10 protein-coding genes are annotated in these 15,023 nt (G+C 49.5%); 7 read left to right on the forward strand and 3 right to left on the reverse strand.

Going from position 1 to position 15,023, the window contains the following annotated elements; genetic code table 11:
- Window positions 1-246 precede the first annotated feature (246 nt).
- The 5 genes from F1593_RS18205 (at window position 247) to F1593_RS18225 (ending at window position 6,864) form a co-directional block, all read left to right on the forward strand.
- Window positions 247-1,854: a carboxyl transferase domain-containing protein gene (locus F1593_RS18205; RefSeq protein WP_149402994.1), complete on the forward strand. Its 1,608-nt coding sequence runs from the start codon at window positions 247-249 to the stop codon at window positions 1,852-1,854.
- A gap of 134 nt (window positions 1,855-1,988) precedes the next feature.
- Window positions 1,989-2,975, forward strand: coding sequence for a magnesium/cobalt transporter CorA (gene corA, locus F1593_RS18210; RefSeq protein WP_149402995.1), 987 nt, complete (start codon window positions 1,989-1,991; stop codon window positions 2,973-2,975).
- A 49-nt stretch (window positions 2,976-3,024) separates the two neighbouring features.
- A complete protein-coding gene (locus tag F1593_RS18215; protein WP_149402996.1) occupies window positions 3,025-3,819 on the forward strand; it encodes an enoyl-CoA hydratase-related protein in 795 nt (264 codons plus the stop codon).
- A gap of 9 nt (window positions 3,820-3,828) precedes the next feature.
- On the forward strand, window positions 3,829-5,862 hold the full coding sequence (locus F1593_RS18220) for an acetyl/propionyl/methylcrotonyl-CoA carboxylase subunit alpha (RefSeq protein WP_149402997.1): 2,034 nt from the start codon (window positions 3,829-3,831) through the stop codon (window positions 5,860-5,862).
- Window positions 5,863-5,958: 96 nt separating this feature from the next.
- Window positions 5,959-6,864 carry an NAD(P)-dependent oxidoreductase gene (locus F1593_RS18225; protein WP_149402998.1) on the forward strand — a complete coding sequence of 302 codons (906 nt, stop codon included), beginning with the start codon at window positions 5,959-5,961 and terminating at the stop codon, window positions 6,862-6,864.
- Window positions 6,865-7,199: 335 nt separating this feature from the next.
- Here the strand turns inward: F1593_RS18225 and F1593_RS18230 are convergent, their stop codons facing one another.
- Both F1593_RS18230 and F1593_RS18235 read right to left on the reverse strand, forming a co-directional pair.
- Window positions 7,200-8,315 (reverse strand): site-2 protease family protein, encoded by a 1,116-nt coding sequence (locus tag F1593_RS18230; RefSeq protein ID WP_149402999.1) that lies wholly within the window; start codon window positions 8,313-8,315, stop codon window positions 7,200-7,202.
- 595 nt (window positions 8,316-8,910) lie between these two features.
- Window positions 8,911-10,152: a competence/damage-inducible protein A gene (locus F1593_RS18235; RefSeq protein WP_149403000.1), complete on the reverse strand. Its 1,242-nt coding sequence runs from the start codon at window positions 10,150-10,152 to the stop codon at window positions 8,911-8,913.
- A 286-nt stretch (window positions 10,153-10,438) separates the two neighbouring features.
- On the opposite strand from F1593_RS18235, the gene F1593_RS18240 reads away from it, so the two are divergent.
- Together F1593_RS18240 and F1593_RS18245 are read left to right on the forward strand one after the other, a co-directional pair.
- A complete protein-coding gene (locus F1593_RS18240) occupies window positions 10,439-12,808 on the forward strand; it encodes an adenosylcobalamin-dependent ribonucleoside-diphosphate reductase (RefSeq protein WP_149403001.1) in 2,370 nt (789 codons plus the stop codon).
- A 180-nt stretch (window positions 12,809-12,988) separates the two neighbouring features.
- Complete coding sequence (locus F1593_RS18245) at window positions 12,989-13,627, forward strand: DsbA family oxidoreductase (protein ID WP_149403002.1); 639 nt, start codon at window positions 12,989-12,991, stop codon at window positions 13,625-13,627.
- Between the two features lie 82 nt (window positions 13,628-13,709).
- Here the strand turns inward: F1593_RS18245 and F1593_RS18250 are convergent, their stop codons facing one another.
- A complete protein-coding gene (locus tag F1593_RS18250) occupies window positions 13,710-14,882 on the reverse strand; it encodes an aminotransferase class I/II-fold pyridoxal phosphate-dependent enzyme (protein WP_149403003.1) in 1,173 nt (390 codons plus the stop codon).
- Window positions 14,883-15,023: the final 141 nt, after the last annotated feature.

Genomic DNA, 15,023 nt, shown 5'->3' on the forward strand with positions numbered 1-15,023 from the left:
CGCTTAAATCGCGCCATTCTTTGTCCATTGCTTCTTCCATCTCATCCTCCACTCTTTACTGCTTCCAGTGTATCATCTTTCTTTTCTCCTGCCAAGCCTCCCGCAAAAAAATGACGCGCACCCCACACATGACCATGGCTTGACGCTGCCAGTGCTGAATGTTATGCTGCATGGAGGGTGCCCTGAAGCACCAGGCTCATGAACTCAATCCTGTTCTATCACCGTTGTTGAGAGGATAAAGAGACGATGGCTAAGATTGAAACGCATATAGATCGTCACAGCCCGGCGTTTGTGGAGAATATCCGAACATTTGAAGGATTACTTGAACAATTGCAGCAGTGTATCCAGCAGGTTCAAGAGGGAGGTGGTGTCGAGGCGAGTGCAAAACATCGCAAACGCAATAAGTTACTGGTACGCGAACGTATCCAACTGCTCTGCGATCCCCATACTCCTTTCTTAGAATTTAGCCCTCTGGCCGCATGGGATATGTATGAGAATGATGCGCCTGCAGGGGGTATTGTGACTGGCATTGGGCTGGTCGAGGGCCAGGAGTGCGTGATTGTCGCTAATGATGCCACTGTTAAGGGAGGCACCTATTATCCAATCACAGTCAAAAAACATCTGCGTGCACAGGAGATCGCTGAACAAAATCACCTCCCCTGTATTTATCTTGTGGATTCCGGCGGTGCATTTCTGCCGCTCCAGGCCGAGGTCTTTCCTGACCGGGATCACTTTGGACGGATCTTCTATAATCAAGCCCGTATGTCCAGCCTGCGTATTCCTCAGATTGCGGCGGTGATGGGTTCCTGTACCGCTGGCGGAGCTTATGTGCCAGCGATGAGTGATGAAACGGTGATTGTACGTGGCAATGGCACGATCTTTTTAGGCGGGCCTCCGCTGGTCAAAGCGGCAACCGGTGAAGAGGTAAGTGCTGAAGATCTGGGCGGCGCGGATGTCCATAGCCGTACCTCTGGAGTTACCGATCACTATGCCCTCAATGATGAACATGCTCTGGCTATCTGCCGTAGTATCGTCACTCATCTCAATCGACGCAAATACATTCCCTGGGATATCCACGATCCCATCCCTCCACTCTATCCCGCTCAGGATCTGCTGGGGATTGTGCCAAAGGATAATCGGCGTAGTTATGATGTACGTGAGGTGATTGCTCGCCTGATCGATGATAGTGACTTCCACGAGTTCAAAGCGCTCTACGGCACCACACTGGTCTGCGGCTTCGCTCGTCTAATGGGCTATCCAGTTGGTATTATCGCCAATAATGGCATCCTCTTTTCCGAGAGCGCGCTTAAAGCGACACACTTCATTGAGCTTTGTGAGCAACGCCAAACCCCCTTGATCTTCTTGCAGAATATAACCGGCTTTATGGTTGGTCGACAATATGAAAATGGGGGCATTGCCAAAGATGGTGCCAAGATGGTGATGGCGGTAGCCAATGCCTCGGTGCCCAAGTTTACCGTGATTATCGGTGGTTCTTTTGGTGCGGGCAACTATGGCATGTGTGGACGCGCTTATTCGCCCCGTCAACTCTGGATGTGGCCGAACGCACGCATCTCAGTTATGGGTGGACAGCAGGCGGCAACGGTCCTGGCAACTGTGCGTAAAGAAGGTCTGGCCGCGCGTGGCAAGTCTATGGATTCAGAGGAGGAAGCGGCCTTTATGCAACCTATCCAGGATAAATATGAGGAAGAAGGCAATCCCTATTATAGTACGGCGCGGCTGTGGGATGACGGCATCATCGATCCACGTGATACACGTACAGTGCTGGGATTGGGTATTGCTGCCTCACTCAATGCCCCTATCGCTCCCTCCCAGTTTGGAGTGTTTCGCATGTAAAGGGAAGGCCCACATGGAAACCCAAAAAGAGGAGTATCAAAAACAGGATACAGCGCGTACAATATATAGTTGAGATCCTTAGAATCGAGGACTCATCTAATGGCGCATCTCACCCAAAGGATATATCTGTCTTTATGCAACAAATAATTATTAGTCAAAAGGGATTATTGCAGGTTGATGCAACAAATCAACAATTGCATGATGCCCTCCAGGATACACAGTCAATCGTCTGGCTTGATATTCAGAGTGGCAAAAATCTGGCTAAATATATTGGTCTATTGAGCAATGAGTTCCAGCTCCTTCCCTTAACTATCGAAAGCATGCAGGAAGAAAAAGAGCGCGCGAAACTTGTTGGGTATCATCATTACTTTTATCTGGTTGTCCATAGCCTGAACTTCAACGGCGATGCGGTTGAAGCCGATACCCCTAAATTAGATATTATCTTTGGCAAAAACTTTTTGATTACATCACATCAACAAGAGCTGGATTGGCTCTCAGATTTCCACAAGACAGTTCGAGAGGATGAGAGTGAAGATAATATTGTGCATCTAGGAGTGCCACGCCTGTTGCATGCCATTCTGGATACCATGGTCGATGGCTATTTTCCGGTCCTCGACGATATCGACGATGTGGTTGATGACCTTGAGAATTCGACGGTTGAACAGGCAGATAATGAGGTGCAAACACGCATCTTTCGTATGAAGCGCATCCTGGTTCAGATGCGCCGTGTGATCAGTCCTCAAGTCGAGGTTTCCAGTTCATTGATTACACGCACCGGAGATTTCATACCCACCGAGGTTGAACCCTACTTCTCAGATGTACATGATCATCTGATCCGCACCTTTGAAGTGATCGATTCCTATCGTGATTTGATGAGTGGCCTGCTAGACGTCTATCTCACTACCGTTTCTAATCGCCAGAACGAAATCATGAAGCAATTAGCACTGATCTCAACCATCTTTTTGCCCATTACCTTTATCACTGGCGTCTTTGGACAAAACTTCGCTCATTCCCCGCAGGTTGAATTTGACAGTGGTTGGAACTTCTGGATCGTATTATTGGTAATGATTCTGCTCAGTCTGGGGCAAATCTGGTACTTTCGCCATCGTCAATGGATCTAAACTGAATAGAGAGCAATAACCTGTAATATACAATACATAAGGAGGTGTTATGGCTCAATCCTATTCCCAATTGACTGTGGAATACGCATCTCAGGATCGTATCGCAGTTGTGACATTAAATCGTCCACAGGTACGCAACGCGTTAAATGGAACATTAATTCAAGAGTTGACAGACGTCTTTGCTGAATTAAGCTTTAATGAGCAATTACATGCTGTGATTCTAACCGGGGCAGAAACAGTCTTCTGCGCTGGCGCAGATATCAATGCCATGCAGGAAGCCATTACATATACTGAGGAGCAGAATCTTAGCGAGGCACTACGACTGGCTGATATGCTTCATACCATTAATACCTTCCCCTGTCCTGTGATCGCCCGTGTCAATGGGGACGCCATAGGAGGGGGAGTAGGCCTGGTCTCTGTCTGCGATATTGTAATCGCGGTCGAACAGGCGCGCTTCGCCTTTAGCGAGGTAAAACTTGGTATCGTGCCTGCGGTCATCTCTCCTTTTGTCATCAAAAAGATTGGGGAGAATATGGCACGGATGCTTTTTGTCACCGGTGAACGCTTCAACGCTGAACGTGCCCGGTCCATTGGATTAGTACATACGGTAGTACAAACAGAACAACTCGATGCCACGATCCAAAAGACGATGCATGAGCTTTTGAGCGGAGGACCTCAGGCTATTCGCGCCGCTAAAACCCTGGCTCAACAGGTCGGGCAGATGGATGAGGCGCAGGCTCGTCATTATACTGCCCAGACTATTGCGCAAATCCGTGTGAGCCCGGAGGGACAGGAAGGACTCAAGGCATTTCTCGAAAAACGACGTCCACAGTGGTTCAAATAAAGAGGCACTATGTTCAGGAAAATACTTATCGCTAACCGAGGAGAAATCGCACTACGCATTATTGCCACCTGCCGTGAGATGAATATCGACAGTGTCGCGGTCTACTCGGAAGCGGATCAGCACAGTCGCCACGTCATCAACGCCGATGAAGCCTATCTACTTGGTCCTGCACCGGCACAACAGAGTTATCTCAACGGGGACGCAATCCTTGATATCGCCCGACGCAGTGGGGCCGAAGCCATCCATCCCGGCTATGGTTTTCTCTCGGAGAATGCTGATTTTGCCGAGGCATGTGAACAAGCTGGCATTGTCTTCATTGGACCCGGTTCGGCCTCAATACGCCTGATGGGCTCGAAGACGGCAGCTCGACGGGTGGCCCAGCAGGTCAATGCTCCGACCGTACCCGGCTATAATGGCGAGAGCCAGATGGATGGGATTTTGCAAGAAGAAGGAGAACGTATTGGCTTCCCATTACTCATCAAAGCCGTAGCCGGTGGTGGTGGCAAAGGCATGCGTATCGTACACCATGCAGCCACTTTTCTTGAACAACTCGCTGGAGCACGCCGCGAAGCCCAGGCTGCCTTTGGAGATGCTGCTGTCTTTCTGGAACGTTATCTGCAACAGGCGCGCCACATTGAGATCCAGATTCTTGCTGATCAACACGGAAACGTGGTCCATCTAGGCGAACGTGAATGCTCAATCCAGCGCCGCCATCAAAAAATTATCGAGGAAAGCCCCTCCAGTGTCCTGTCAGATGCCTTGCGTCAACAAATGGGAGACATTGCGATCCGCATCGCCCGGGCAGCCTGCTATGTCAATGCTGGCACCCTCGAGTTCATCCTTGATACCGATCAGAACTTCTATTTCCTCGAAATGAATACTCGTCTACAAGTAGAACATCCAGTGACTGAACTGGTTACCGGGCTGGATATGGTACGACAACAGCTCTATATTGCCGCCGGTGAACCGCTCAAGATCACTCAGGCAGAAATTTCTCCCCGTGGACATGCGATTGAGGCACGTTTCTATGCCGAAGATCCTCAACAACATTATCTACCGTCAACAGGTATAATTAACGCGTTCCACAAACCTGTAGGACCAGGAATCCGGCTGGATAGTGGCATTGAAGCAGGCGATGAGATCACTCAATATTATGATCCAATGCTAGCAAAGCTTATTGTCGTAGCCGAGAGTCGTCAGGCAGCCATTCAACGCCTCCAGCGAGCACTGGAGCAGAGCGCTATCTTCGGCGTCAAGACAAATCTTGAACTGCTTCATGCTATCAGCCAGCATCCAGCATTTGCCATGGGTGACACACCAACCGACTTTCTCGAACAACACGACCTGCTCGCTCCAACCTCTACAGCAGATATTTCTGAAGATATCTTCAAGGCTGCGGCGATCTATGATCTCCAACACCTTGCGACAGAGAAGAGCAGTGAATATACCATGTCAGCAACATCTAAACATCGACTGACCCCCTGGCAAACACAGGGACTGTGGCGTATCGCCGGAGGTAGACGCACGCTCAGTTATCGCTATGGAGAGCAGGATTACCTGGTGACCATTCAGCCAGTTGTGACACGACAGAACACATGGTCGATTAGCGTAGGAGAGCAAGCACCACAAGAAATCACTGCCTTCTTGACCAATGATCATTTCCTGATGCTGCGATGTGACGACCAGCAAACGCTCATCGCACTCCATGACCAGAAAGATGAACTGCATCTGATCTTGAAAGGGAAACTCTTTCGCCTGCGTCGGCCAGGGCTACTAGATGTAACCACTGCAAGTCATGGTGGAGATCAACAACGCCTGCAAAACAGTCTCACAGCCCCAATGTCGGGTACCATTGTGAAAATAGAAGCCCATGATGGTGATATAGTAGAAGCGCACCAGACCCTGGTTATCCTGAGTGCGATGAAAATGGAACATGCTATCACCGCTCCCTATGCCGGTAAGATCAAGCATATCTCCTGTGCGGAAGGTGATGTTGTCCAGGGAGGAACCAGTGTCGTAGAAATGGAAGCTGCAAACGCATAAAAGCAGCCAGGCCAGTGCTCAACAACACGACTGACACGCGCAAAGAGTATCGATGGCACGCGCATTAGAGCCATCAGCGAAAGGAAATATCACGTCATGCAGCTAGGTTTTATTGGTATCGGAGTTATGGGCCGCCCAATGGTCCTTAATCTGCTCAAAGCCGGTCATGATGTCACGATCTATGCCCGTCATCCAGAAAAGGCAGAAGTGCAGGAGGTTATTGAAGCTGGTGCAAAACTGGCACCCTCCGCACGTGCCGTCGCCATAGCTTCCGAGATCGTAATCACCATGGTTCCCAATTCGCCACAAGTACAAGAGGTCGTAGCCGGTCCTAATGGCATCTTTGCTGGTGCCCGCCAGGGATTGGTCATTATCGACATGAGCACCATCGCGCCAGCAGTTACCCGTAATCTGGCCAGGCAAGCCACAGAAAAAGGACTCTATTTCCTGGATGCTCCTGTAAGCGGTGGCTCGCAAGGCGCGATCAACGGCACATTGACAATCATGGTCGGTGGTGAAGCAAAAGCCTTTCAAAAGGTCCGCCCTGTCCTGGAAGCGATGGGCAAAAAAGAGAATATTGTCCATGTCGGCCCCAGTGGTTCCGGCGATGTGATTAAACTTATCAATAACATGCTGACCGGAACCATTGCCGCCGCTACAGCCGAAGCACTGGTACTGGGAGTCAAAACCGGAGCGGATGTAGAGACGATGGCACGTATCATAGGTACCAGTACGGGAGCGAGCTGGCAATTATCTAATCAATTCCCTTTACGCGCCTTCAACGGCAGTTTTCAGCCCGGCTTTATGACCGACCTGCTCTATAAGGATCTCGGTCTGGCTCTAGATCTAGCCGCTGAAAACGAGACCGCTATTACGATGGTTGCACTGGCACGACAACTCTATGAAAGATCACGCGCCGCAGGACATGGCAAAGATGATTACACCGCCCTGCTCAAAGTTCTTGAAGAAGATGCCGGAATAGAAGTAAGAACGAAACAATAAAAAAACTGATCATTCCAGCATTTGTATCTATACACTCTATAAGAATGCCTGATACCTGTATCTTCTTCAACGCAGAAAAATCAGGTATCAGAGGTAGAACCATAGTACATATAAAATTCATAACTATTCAGAAGGCTGGCGTAAAATACTTATTTCTCGCAGATGCTGGCGCGCACTTCACTATCTCGAGCTCAAGAGCGAAAGAGTATGCACGATTTGCATCCTCTACGCGGATCTTCTGAATAGTTACGAGTTTTACACGTATCCTGGGCCTACCTCTATCAGGCGCTCTGCTCACAAGCAAGCAAGCAGTAAAAATCTGCAGCGACCAGAAGCTAGTTAGCCACGGGAATCAATGTATGTGTGATGGTCATGCCCAGGAAAAGCACTGCAATCAACGCGAAGTAGAGAATGCTAATCAGCAGGCGTGAGGTCCAATGCACGTTGTAGTATTCATAAGATTGCGCATCCAATGTATTGCGCCCGCGTGACCAGAGTTGAAAGGCCGCCATAATGACGAACAATAACAACCAGGGGCTGTTATTCCCATGAAACCATTCCCAGACCTGATAGGCAAGCAAGGCGACAAAACCAATAATCCAGACACGTCGATCAATGGCCGCAACCACTCGTCCGCCGTCAAAAGGAATGACCGGAATCAGATTAAAGAGATTTAAGAAGAAGCCAAAGTAGGCCAATGGTGCCCAGATCGTCCCAGGATATATGTGTGCAAAGAAAAAGCATACACTGGCAGCCAACGCTCCCGCGATTGGTCCCGCGATCCCTACCTCTGCCTCATCCTTGGCTGACTTCGGCATCTGGCGCATCGTCACGGCAGCTCCAAACAGCGGAATAAAGATCATCCCACCCAGAGGAATGCCTTTTAACCTCATCACTACCGCGTGTCCCATCTCATGGATAAACAGCAGTAATACCAGGCCAATCGCGAACGGCCAGCCAAAAATGAATGAATACACAAAAACCGATACCAGTGCAGTGATGCCAAAGGTGCCAAATTTCAAGAGAAAAACCAGGCTTTTAAATTTTAGGAGAAAACCACCAATCGCTGCCAGCAAGCCACCAATTCCAGCAATCCCTTTGCGGGACTTCCCTGTCTGCTTGAATTCAGCGCCTGGAGTCGAAGATTGATCGGCACCTTCCGCATAGCTTACCTCCGAAGATTGCAGCATACTCTGGGGTCCGCGATACTCTTGATAGGGCGAAACCGTTGAAGCCGGTGCATACGGATCGGGTGTGGGTGGTATCGACTGATAGCCAGTATAGTTATCAGAATAAGGATCATAGCTATAAGGAGATATATCCATCTCAGCCTGAGTTGGCTGCTTTACGGATGCAAGATAGTAATCCGGATGAGCATAATCCGCTTCTGGAGCAGAGTCAGAATCGTTCTGTGAAGGAACCTTATTGTCAGAATTAGTGTTATTATACACCTGAAGCCTCATTTCTGAGCGTTAAACGAACATGGTGTCGCTCATAAGTGTACCATACAGAATCTAAACATCCAAAATATATCCACTATTCCCAACACTATATAGGAATAATTATTGGATCAGCACATTGATCCTGGAAAGCCTTTTTAAATCCCGATGATTACGTTCACGCATGATATCTATAAGCGAGTTTCAGGCTTTCCTATCTTCCAAAATTCTCATCTATAGTTTTCACATCCAAATCTCTCAAAACATTTTTAGTATGTGTTGCATGAGTCATCCCGGACTTTTGAAACAAACGTTCGCTACAATGGGAGTGCAGAGGGCGAAGCCTTCTGCCGGGGTGTGGGGTGTCCCCACATACTTCTTTTTCCCTTTTTGCACGCCGCCTGCGGCGGCGCGAGGAAAAAGAAAAAGGACAGGGGACACCCCTGTAACCCCGGCAAGGGGCTAGCCGCCCCTTGCAACCCCGCTTGTAGAGCGGATTGAAGTCGATCGAACATCTGTTCGAAAAATTCGGGATAACTCATGCTACAAGCGAGCCGAGAGATCCCAATGAGAATGGGAATCAGACCCCTCGATAAGAGGCACGCTTTTATTGAGGGGTGAGGATACCTTGTAAATAGCGCCGTAACAAATCTAGAGCCGTCAGAACAGCATAGCGTTTGTTGTCTGCACGGCCAGCGTGCCAACCGGGTCCCATACCCACAAGCGTGCCCTCAGGACCCTCTACAGCGATATATATCGTTCCAACTGGTTTCTCTTCTTGTTTATCAGGGCCTGCTACGCCAGTGACTCCGATACCGAAATCTGTACCCAGGCGTTCGCGCACAGCGTGAGCCATCGCCCGTGCCGTCTCTTCACTAATAACCCCATAGCGCTCAACCGTCTCCTTTGGCACCCCCATTTGGACTTTTAAATCAGTACTATACGTCACAATACCGCCGATAAAATGGTTTGAGCTGCCTTGAAAATCGGTAATCGTGCTGGCAAGCATCCCCCCGGTCAACGACTCCATCACACCTAAAGTTTGCTGACGTTCCTGTAACAATTTGCCAATCACACTGGCCAGGGTATCCCCTTCAATGCCAAAAATATAGTCACCAAGCAAAACACGCACCTGCTCCTCCATACTCGAGACCAGTTGAATGGCATCCTCAGTATGCTCTGCCTTTGCGGTGATACGTACATCCACCGCATCCGATTTGGCATAGGTAGCAATCGTAGGATTGAGTGAATGCAGGAGTGAATCAAGCCGCTCTTCCACCGCTGACTCACCCAGACCGTACACACGCAGTAGGTGCGTGAAGATTAATCCACCGGTATACTTTGCCAGGCGGGGCACAACCTCGTTCTCCCACATCTGATACATCTCATGCGGCACACCTGGCATTGCTACTAAAATATGATCATCCTTCTCCACCCACCAGCCCGGAGCTGAGCCGACAGGATTACGAATGCTTTGCGCTGATGGAATGAGCGTTGCCTGCTTGATGTTGCGTTGTGGCATAGATTGCGTCAAATGGGTATAGCGTGCTTGCAGCTGTGCCTCTAATTCTGGTACCACCACCATCTCTTCGCCCAATAATTCGCTGATAGCTTCACGTGTTAAATCATCTTCTGTCGGACCAAGACCGCCCGTCATAATGATCAATTCGGAACGCTGCCAGGCCTGCTGCAATAGCTTAACGACCCTTCCTTGATTATCGCCAACTTGCGACACATGATAGATATCGATGCCTTGAGCGGCTAAACTCTGCGCCAGATAGGTCGCATTTGTATCAGAAATATGGCCTAGTAGTAATTCTGTCCCACAAGATAAAATCTCAGCACGCATACATTCTCCATGATGAAGCCATTGTAGCCTCTTTAGATAGTACTCAGGCAGCAAGCTCTTGCTAACCGATCCTGGTAGTCATATAATATCATACTGTGTCTTACATCAACATGTTGTGCTAGGACTAAACAAAAAATCAATATGTTGTGTTCAGGGTCTTGTTTTTACACAAAATTACGAGTATACTGAGTGCGGTAGACAAACAAACACATAAATGAATGCCTGAGGGCAAACAAAAAAATTTCATGCCATTATTTATAATAAACAAAAAGAGGAGCAGTTCAGGATGCTAGAGCAAGAAGCCCGCTCAGTTGAGAGTAACGATACAACGGATACCCGGCACAGAACTCAATTAGAAGGTATTCGCCAAAAAGTTTTCATGGATCGATACTCCCTGAAAGATCCTGATGGAAACGCCTTAGAGTTCTATCCCGAGCAACTCTGGCAGCGTGTCGCACGTGGTATCGCGGCGGTTGAGACCACTGAGGAGAAGCGCACTGAATGGGAAAAGCAATTCTATGAAGCGCTTTCTGATTTTCAGTTTGTACCAGGCGGACGTATTCTCGCCGGTGCAGGCACAGGTCATCAAGTCACCTACTATAACTGTTTCGTCATCCCCAGCCCTGAGGACAGTCGTCAGGGTATCCTCGATAACCTTAAGATCATGACGGAGATCATGGCACGTGGTGGTGGTGTTGGTATCAACCTTTCAACCTTGCGTCCACGCGGCTCCTATATCAAAACCGTGAACGGTACCGCCTCTGGTCCTTGCTCATGGGCCCAGCTATACTCGGTCGCAACCGGTGATGTCATTATGCAGGGTGGATCGCGTCGCGGAGCTCTGATGCTCATGCTCGATGATACTCATCCCGATATCGAAGAGTTCATCACGGTCAAACGCACAGCGGGCAAGATTGAGCATGCAAATCTCTCGATTTGTATCTCTGATCCTTTTATGCAGGCCGTCAAGGACGATGCAGACTGGAATTTGATCTGGAAAGGCGAAGTAAAGAAGACCATTCGCGCTCGCGCCCTCTGGGATCTCATCTGCAAATCCGCATGGGAATCCGCTGAGCCGGGTCTGGTGTTCATGGATCGCTATAACAAAGAATCTAATACCTGGTACTATGAGGATATCCGTTGTGTTAATCCTTGTGGTGAGCAGGGCTTACCAGCGTTTGGCGTCTGTAACCTGGGCGCGATTAATCTCTCAGCCTTTGTTAAAGATGGCAAGATGGATTATGAGCGACTGGCAAAAATCAGTAAGACTGCTATGCGTTTCCTGGATAATGTTGTTGATGCCACTGAATATTTCATTCCTGAGAATGCTGAGGCACAATTGGGCACCCGCCGTACTGGACTGGGAACGATGGGTCTGGCCGACGCGTTAATCAAAATGCAGGTAGCATATGGCAGCGAAGAGTCACTTCCGATTATTGAGCGCATCTATAGCACGATCCGCAATGCTTCCTATGAGGCTTCCGCAGATAATGCTTCCGAAAAAGGTGCTTTTCCCAAATTTGATCGGGAAAAATATATGCAGGGTAAGTTCATCAAACGCCTGCCCAAGCATATTCAGGAAAAAATCCGTAAACAGGGAATTCGCAACGCCGTGGTCCTGACACAGGCACCCACTGGCACGACCAGCCTGCTATCCGGCGTCAGTTCCGGTATCGAGCCGGTCTATGACTTCGCTATGATTCGTCGCGACCGCACTGGTGAGCATATTATGTATCATCCACTCCTGCAAGAGTGGCGTGACCAGCATCCTAACGAAACCACACCCGGCTACTTCGTTTCGTCCAAGGATCTCTCGCCCGAGGAACATGTCCGTGTCCAGAGCATGATCCAGCGCTACACAGACTCCAGTATCAGTAAGACAGTGAATGCACCCAACGAACATACTGTCGAACAGGTCCAGACGCTCTATCGCCTGGCCTACGAGATGGGTTGTAAGGGTGTCACGTACTATCGCGATGGTTCCCGTGACGCGGTTCTAACACGTGTTGAGGATGAAAATAAAGCCAAGGCTGCTGCTGTCACTGAATCAGAGGCTGTCCAGGCATCCATGTTCGAACCCGTTACCTCGATCCACCAGGGTATCAAGCAACGCCCGGCGGTTGTACAGGGTTACACCCGTCAGGTCAATGCTCCTGAAGGCAAAATTAATATCACCATCAATAGCGACGATCAGGGACCCTTCGAGGTCTTCGTGAACGTCGGTAAAGCTGGTAGTGATATCGCCGCCCTCTCTGAGGCCCTGGGACGTTTGATCTCCCTGAACTTGCAGTTACTTAGCCCGCTCTCGCAGGCGGATCGTGCGCAAGAGATCACCAATCAGCTCCGGGGTATCGGTGGTAGCCGCTCGGTTGGTTTCGGTGCGCAGCAGGTACGCTCCCTGCCAGATGCCGTCGCCCGCGCCTTCGAACTTCACATCGATGCATTACAGGAAAGTGCGGTCGAGACTGTGGTCGCAGAAGCGCCTGAGCAGATCGAGAAGGTTGCCACTACTCCTGGAGGAAGCAACCAGGCAGCGTTCACCAACAACAGCCAGTTAAAGGTCACAGGCAACCTGTGCCCTGAGTGCGGCTGTAACACAATGGTCTATGAAGAAGGCTGCCGCAAATGCTACAGTTGCGGCCATAGCGAGTGCTAATAGCCAGTAACATCTGACACAAAGAGGAGAGGTCATTTCTGAAATGGCTTCTCCTCTTTATCGTATTCATCACGCAATTTCTTGACATGCTTCCGCATACAAACGTATGCTATGGATGTTTGCTTTGTGATTTAAAATACCAAAAAAGCATTGTAACTATCCAGTAAGAGAGGTTATTTTATGAGTGTACAGGAAACAAAAGAAACTCTCCATATCAACTTCCATACTGATCCACTTTGCCCGCTAGCATGGCGCACGGCATTATGGGCTCGGGAAGCACGCCAGTTGCGTCCCATTGAGATCACCTGGCGGCTCTTTAGCCTTGAAATCGTCAATCGTCCCGCAGGTGCACAGCCGGATTATGTCAATGGCCGTGGTTGGACCGCATTACGCACATTGTCTCTAGCACGCCGCTTGCATGGCAATGAGACCTTTGAAAAACTCTATATCGAACTGGGAAATGCTGCCCATGGTCGTAAAGAGGATATCAGTGATCGCAAAGTGGTTGAGGCGAGTGCAGAGGCGGCTGGGCTGGGCGCAGCATTTGTCGAACAGGCTCTGGCGGACGATGCTACAAGGCTGGATGTCATTAGTGATCATGAAGAGGCGGTAAAACGCTATCATGCCTTTGGGGTGCCAACGATTGCACTGGCGGATTCTCATGTAGGCTACTATGGACCGGTTATTCATAGTGTACCAAAGGGAGAAGAGGCTGCCGAAATGTGGGATCATTTTGTATGGGCCTTACACAACGCGAATCTCTTTGAACTCAAGCGTGATCGCGCTGCCGCTCCCCCCTTTGAACCGGTTTTTGCCTGATAGTATATAACCTGAGACGAAGGAAGAAGTTGAGACTGCTCTACGCAGCCTCGGCTTCACTTCCAGGTTGGCTGCGTCAGGTTCAGGCATATTTCTTAATGAAACGCTCGATACGTACCAGCGCAGCCTCTAATTTGTCGTACGCAGTACAATAGGCAGCTCGTACATAACCAGTACCCGCAGCACCAAATGAGCTACCAGGAACCACTGCTACCTCTTCCTCAAGCAGTAACTTTTCGGCGAACTCTTCATCGCTCAAACCAGTATTCCCGATATAGGGAAAGGCATAGAATGCTCCATGCGGCTCGCCACACGGTAAGCCAATCCGATTGAAGCCACTAACCAGCATCTTCCCACGGCGGGCATATTCATCATGCATACGCACGACATCTTCCTCTCCATGACGCAGAGCCTGGAGCGCCGCCTCTTGCGCAGCAGTTCCCGCACACATAATCGTGTACTGATGGATCTTCAACATTCCACTCAAAAGATAAGCTGGAGCAGCTACATAGCCAATGCGCCAACCAGTCATCGCATACGCCTTCGAGAAACCATCCAGGAGAATCGTACGCTCTTGCATGCCAGGGAGCGCGCTAATACTCACATGCTCGACGCCGTAGACCAGACGACTATAAACCTCATCACTGATCACGATTAAGTCATGGGCTATCGCCAACCTGGCAATGCCCTCAAGCTCCTCACGTGGAATGACTGCGCCGGTCGGATTGTTGGGTGAGCCAATGAGAATGACCCTGGTACGGGGTGTAATCGCTGTAGCAATTTCAGCGGCCCGTACAGCAAAACCATGTTGTGCATAAGTTGGAACTGGAACCGACACACCATCCGCCAAAATAATACCGGCCTCATAGGCGACATAGCCGGGGTCAGGACAGATTACTTCATCACCTGGATCAAGGATAGCGCGCAATGCAATATCGAGTCCCTCGCTCACACCGATTGTGACCAACAATTGCGAGACAGGGTCATAGCTCAATCCATAGCGGCGCTGCAGCATAAGCGCAATCTCTTCCCGCAATGCGAGAGTGCCTTGATTCGATGTATATTGTGTACGTCCCTCCTGAATCGACGCAATACCGGCCTGACGAATATGTTCTGGCGTTACAAAATCCGGTTCACCCACTCCCAATGAAATGACATCTGGCATGGTATTAATAATGTCAAAGAATTTGCGAATGCCAGAAGGTTTGATCTGACGCACGCGTTGCGACAAAATCTCGTGCTTGAGGGAATCCATACTTTATCTTACCTTTTCCTCTCTTTTGAACAAGAGTCGTGCATCAACATAGCAATGCATGGCACACAGTACCCTTGAATCCTGGAAGAGCCTCATTGATTGTACCCATGGTATGCATTTAGCACAGCCATTATTACGTCT

Origin of the sequence: Dictyobacter arantiisoli, from assembly GCF_008326305.1 — a bacterium.
GTDB classification, from domain to species: domain Bacteria; phylum Chloroflexota; class Ktedonobacteria; order Ktedonobacterales; family Ktedonobacteraceae; genus Dictyobacter; species Dictyobacter arantiisoli.

Excerpts from the sequence above, each read along its gene's own strand:
- F1593_RS18205 (WP_149402994.1), top strand. The coding sequence starts at position 247 with ATGGCTAAGATTGAAACGCATATAGATCGTCACAGCCCGGCGTTTGTG.
- corA (WP_149402995.1), top strand. The coding sequence starts at position 1,989 with ATGCAACAAATAATTATTAGTCAAAAGGGATTATTGCAGGTTGATGCA.
- F1593_RS18215 (WP_149402996.1), top strand. The coding sequence starts at position 3,025 with ATGGCTCAATCCTATTCCCAATTGACTGTGGAATACGCATCTCAGGAT.
- F1593_RS18220 (WP_149402997.1), top strand. The coding sequence starts at position 3,829 with ATGTTCAGGAAAATACTTATCGCTAACCGAGGAGAAATCGCACTACGC.
- F1593_RS18225 (WP_149402998.1), top strand. The coding sequence starts at position 5,959 with ATGCAGCTAGGTTTTATTGGTATCGGAGTTATGGGCCGCCCAATGGTC.
- F1593_RS18235 (WP_149403000.1), bottom strand. The coding sequence starts at position 10,152 with ATGCGTGCTGAGATTTTATCTTGTGGGACAGAATTACTACTAGGCCAT.
- F1593_RS18240 (WP_149403001.1), top strand. The coding sequence starts at position 10,439 with ATGCTAGAGCAAGAAGCCCGCTCAGTTGAGAGTAACGATACAACGGAT.
- F1593_RS18245 (WP_149403002.1), top strand. The coding sequence starts at position 12,989 with ATGAGTGTACAGGAAACAAAAGAAACTCTCCATATCAACTTCCATACT.
- F1593_RS18250 (WP_149403003.1), bottom strand. The coding sequence starts at position 14,882 with ATGGATTCCCTCAAGCACGAGATTTTGTCGCAACGCGTGCGTCAGATC.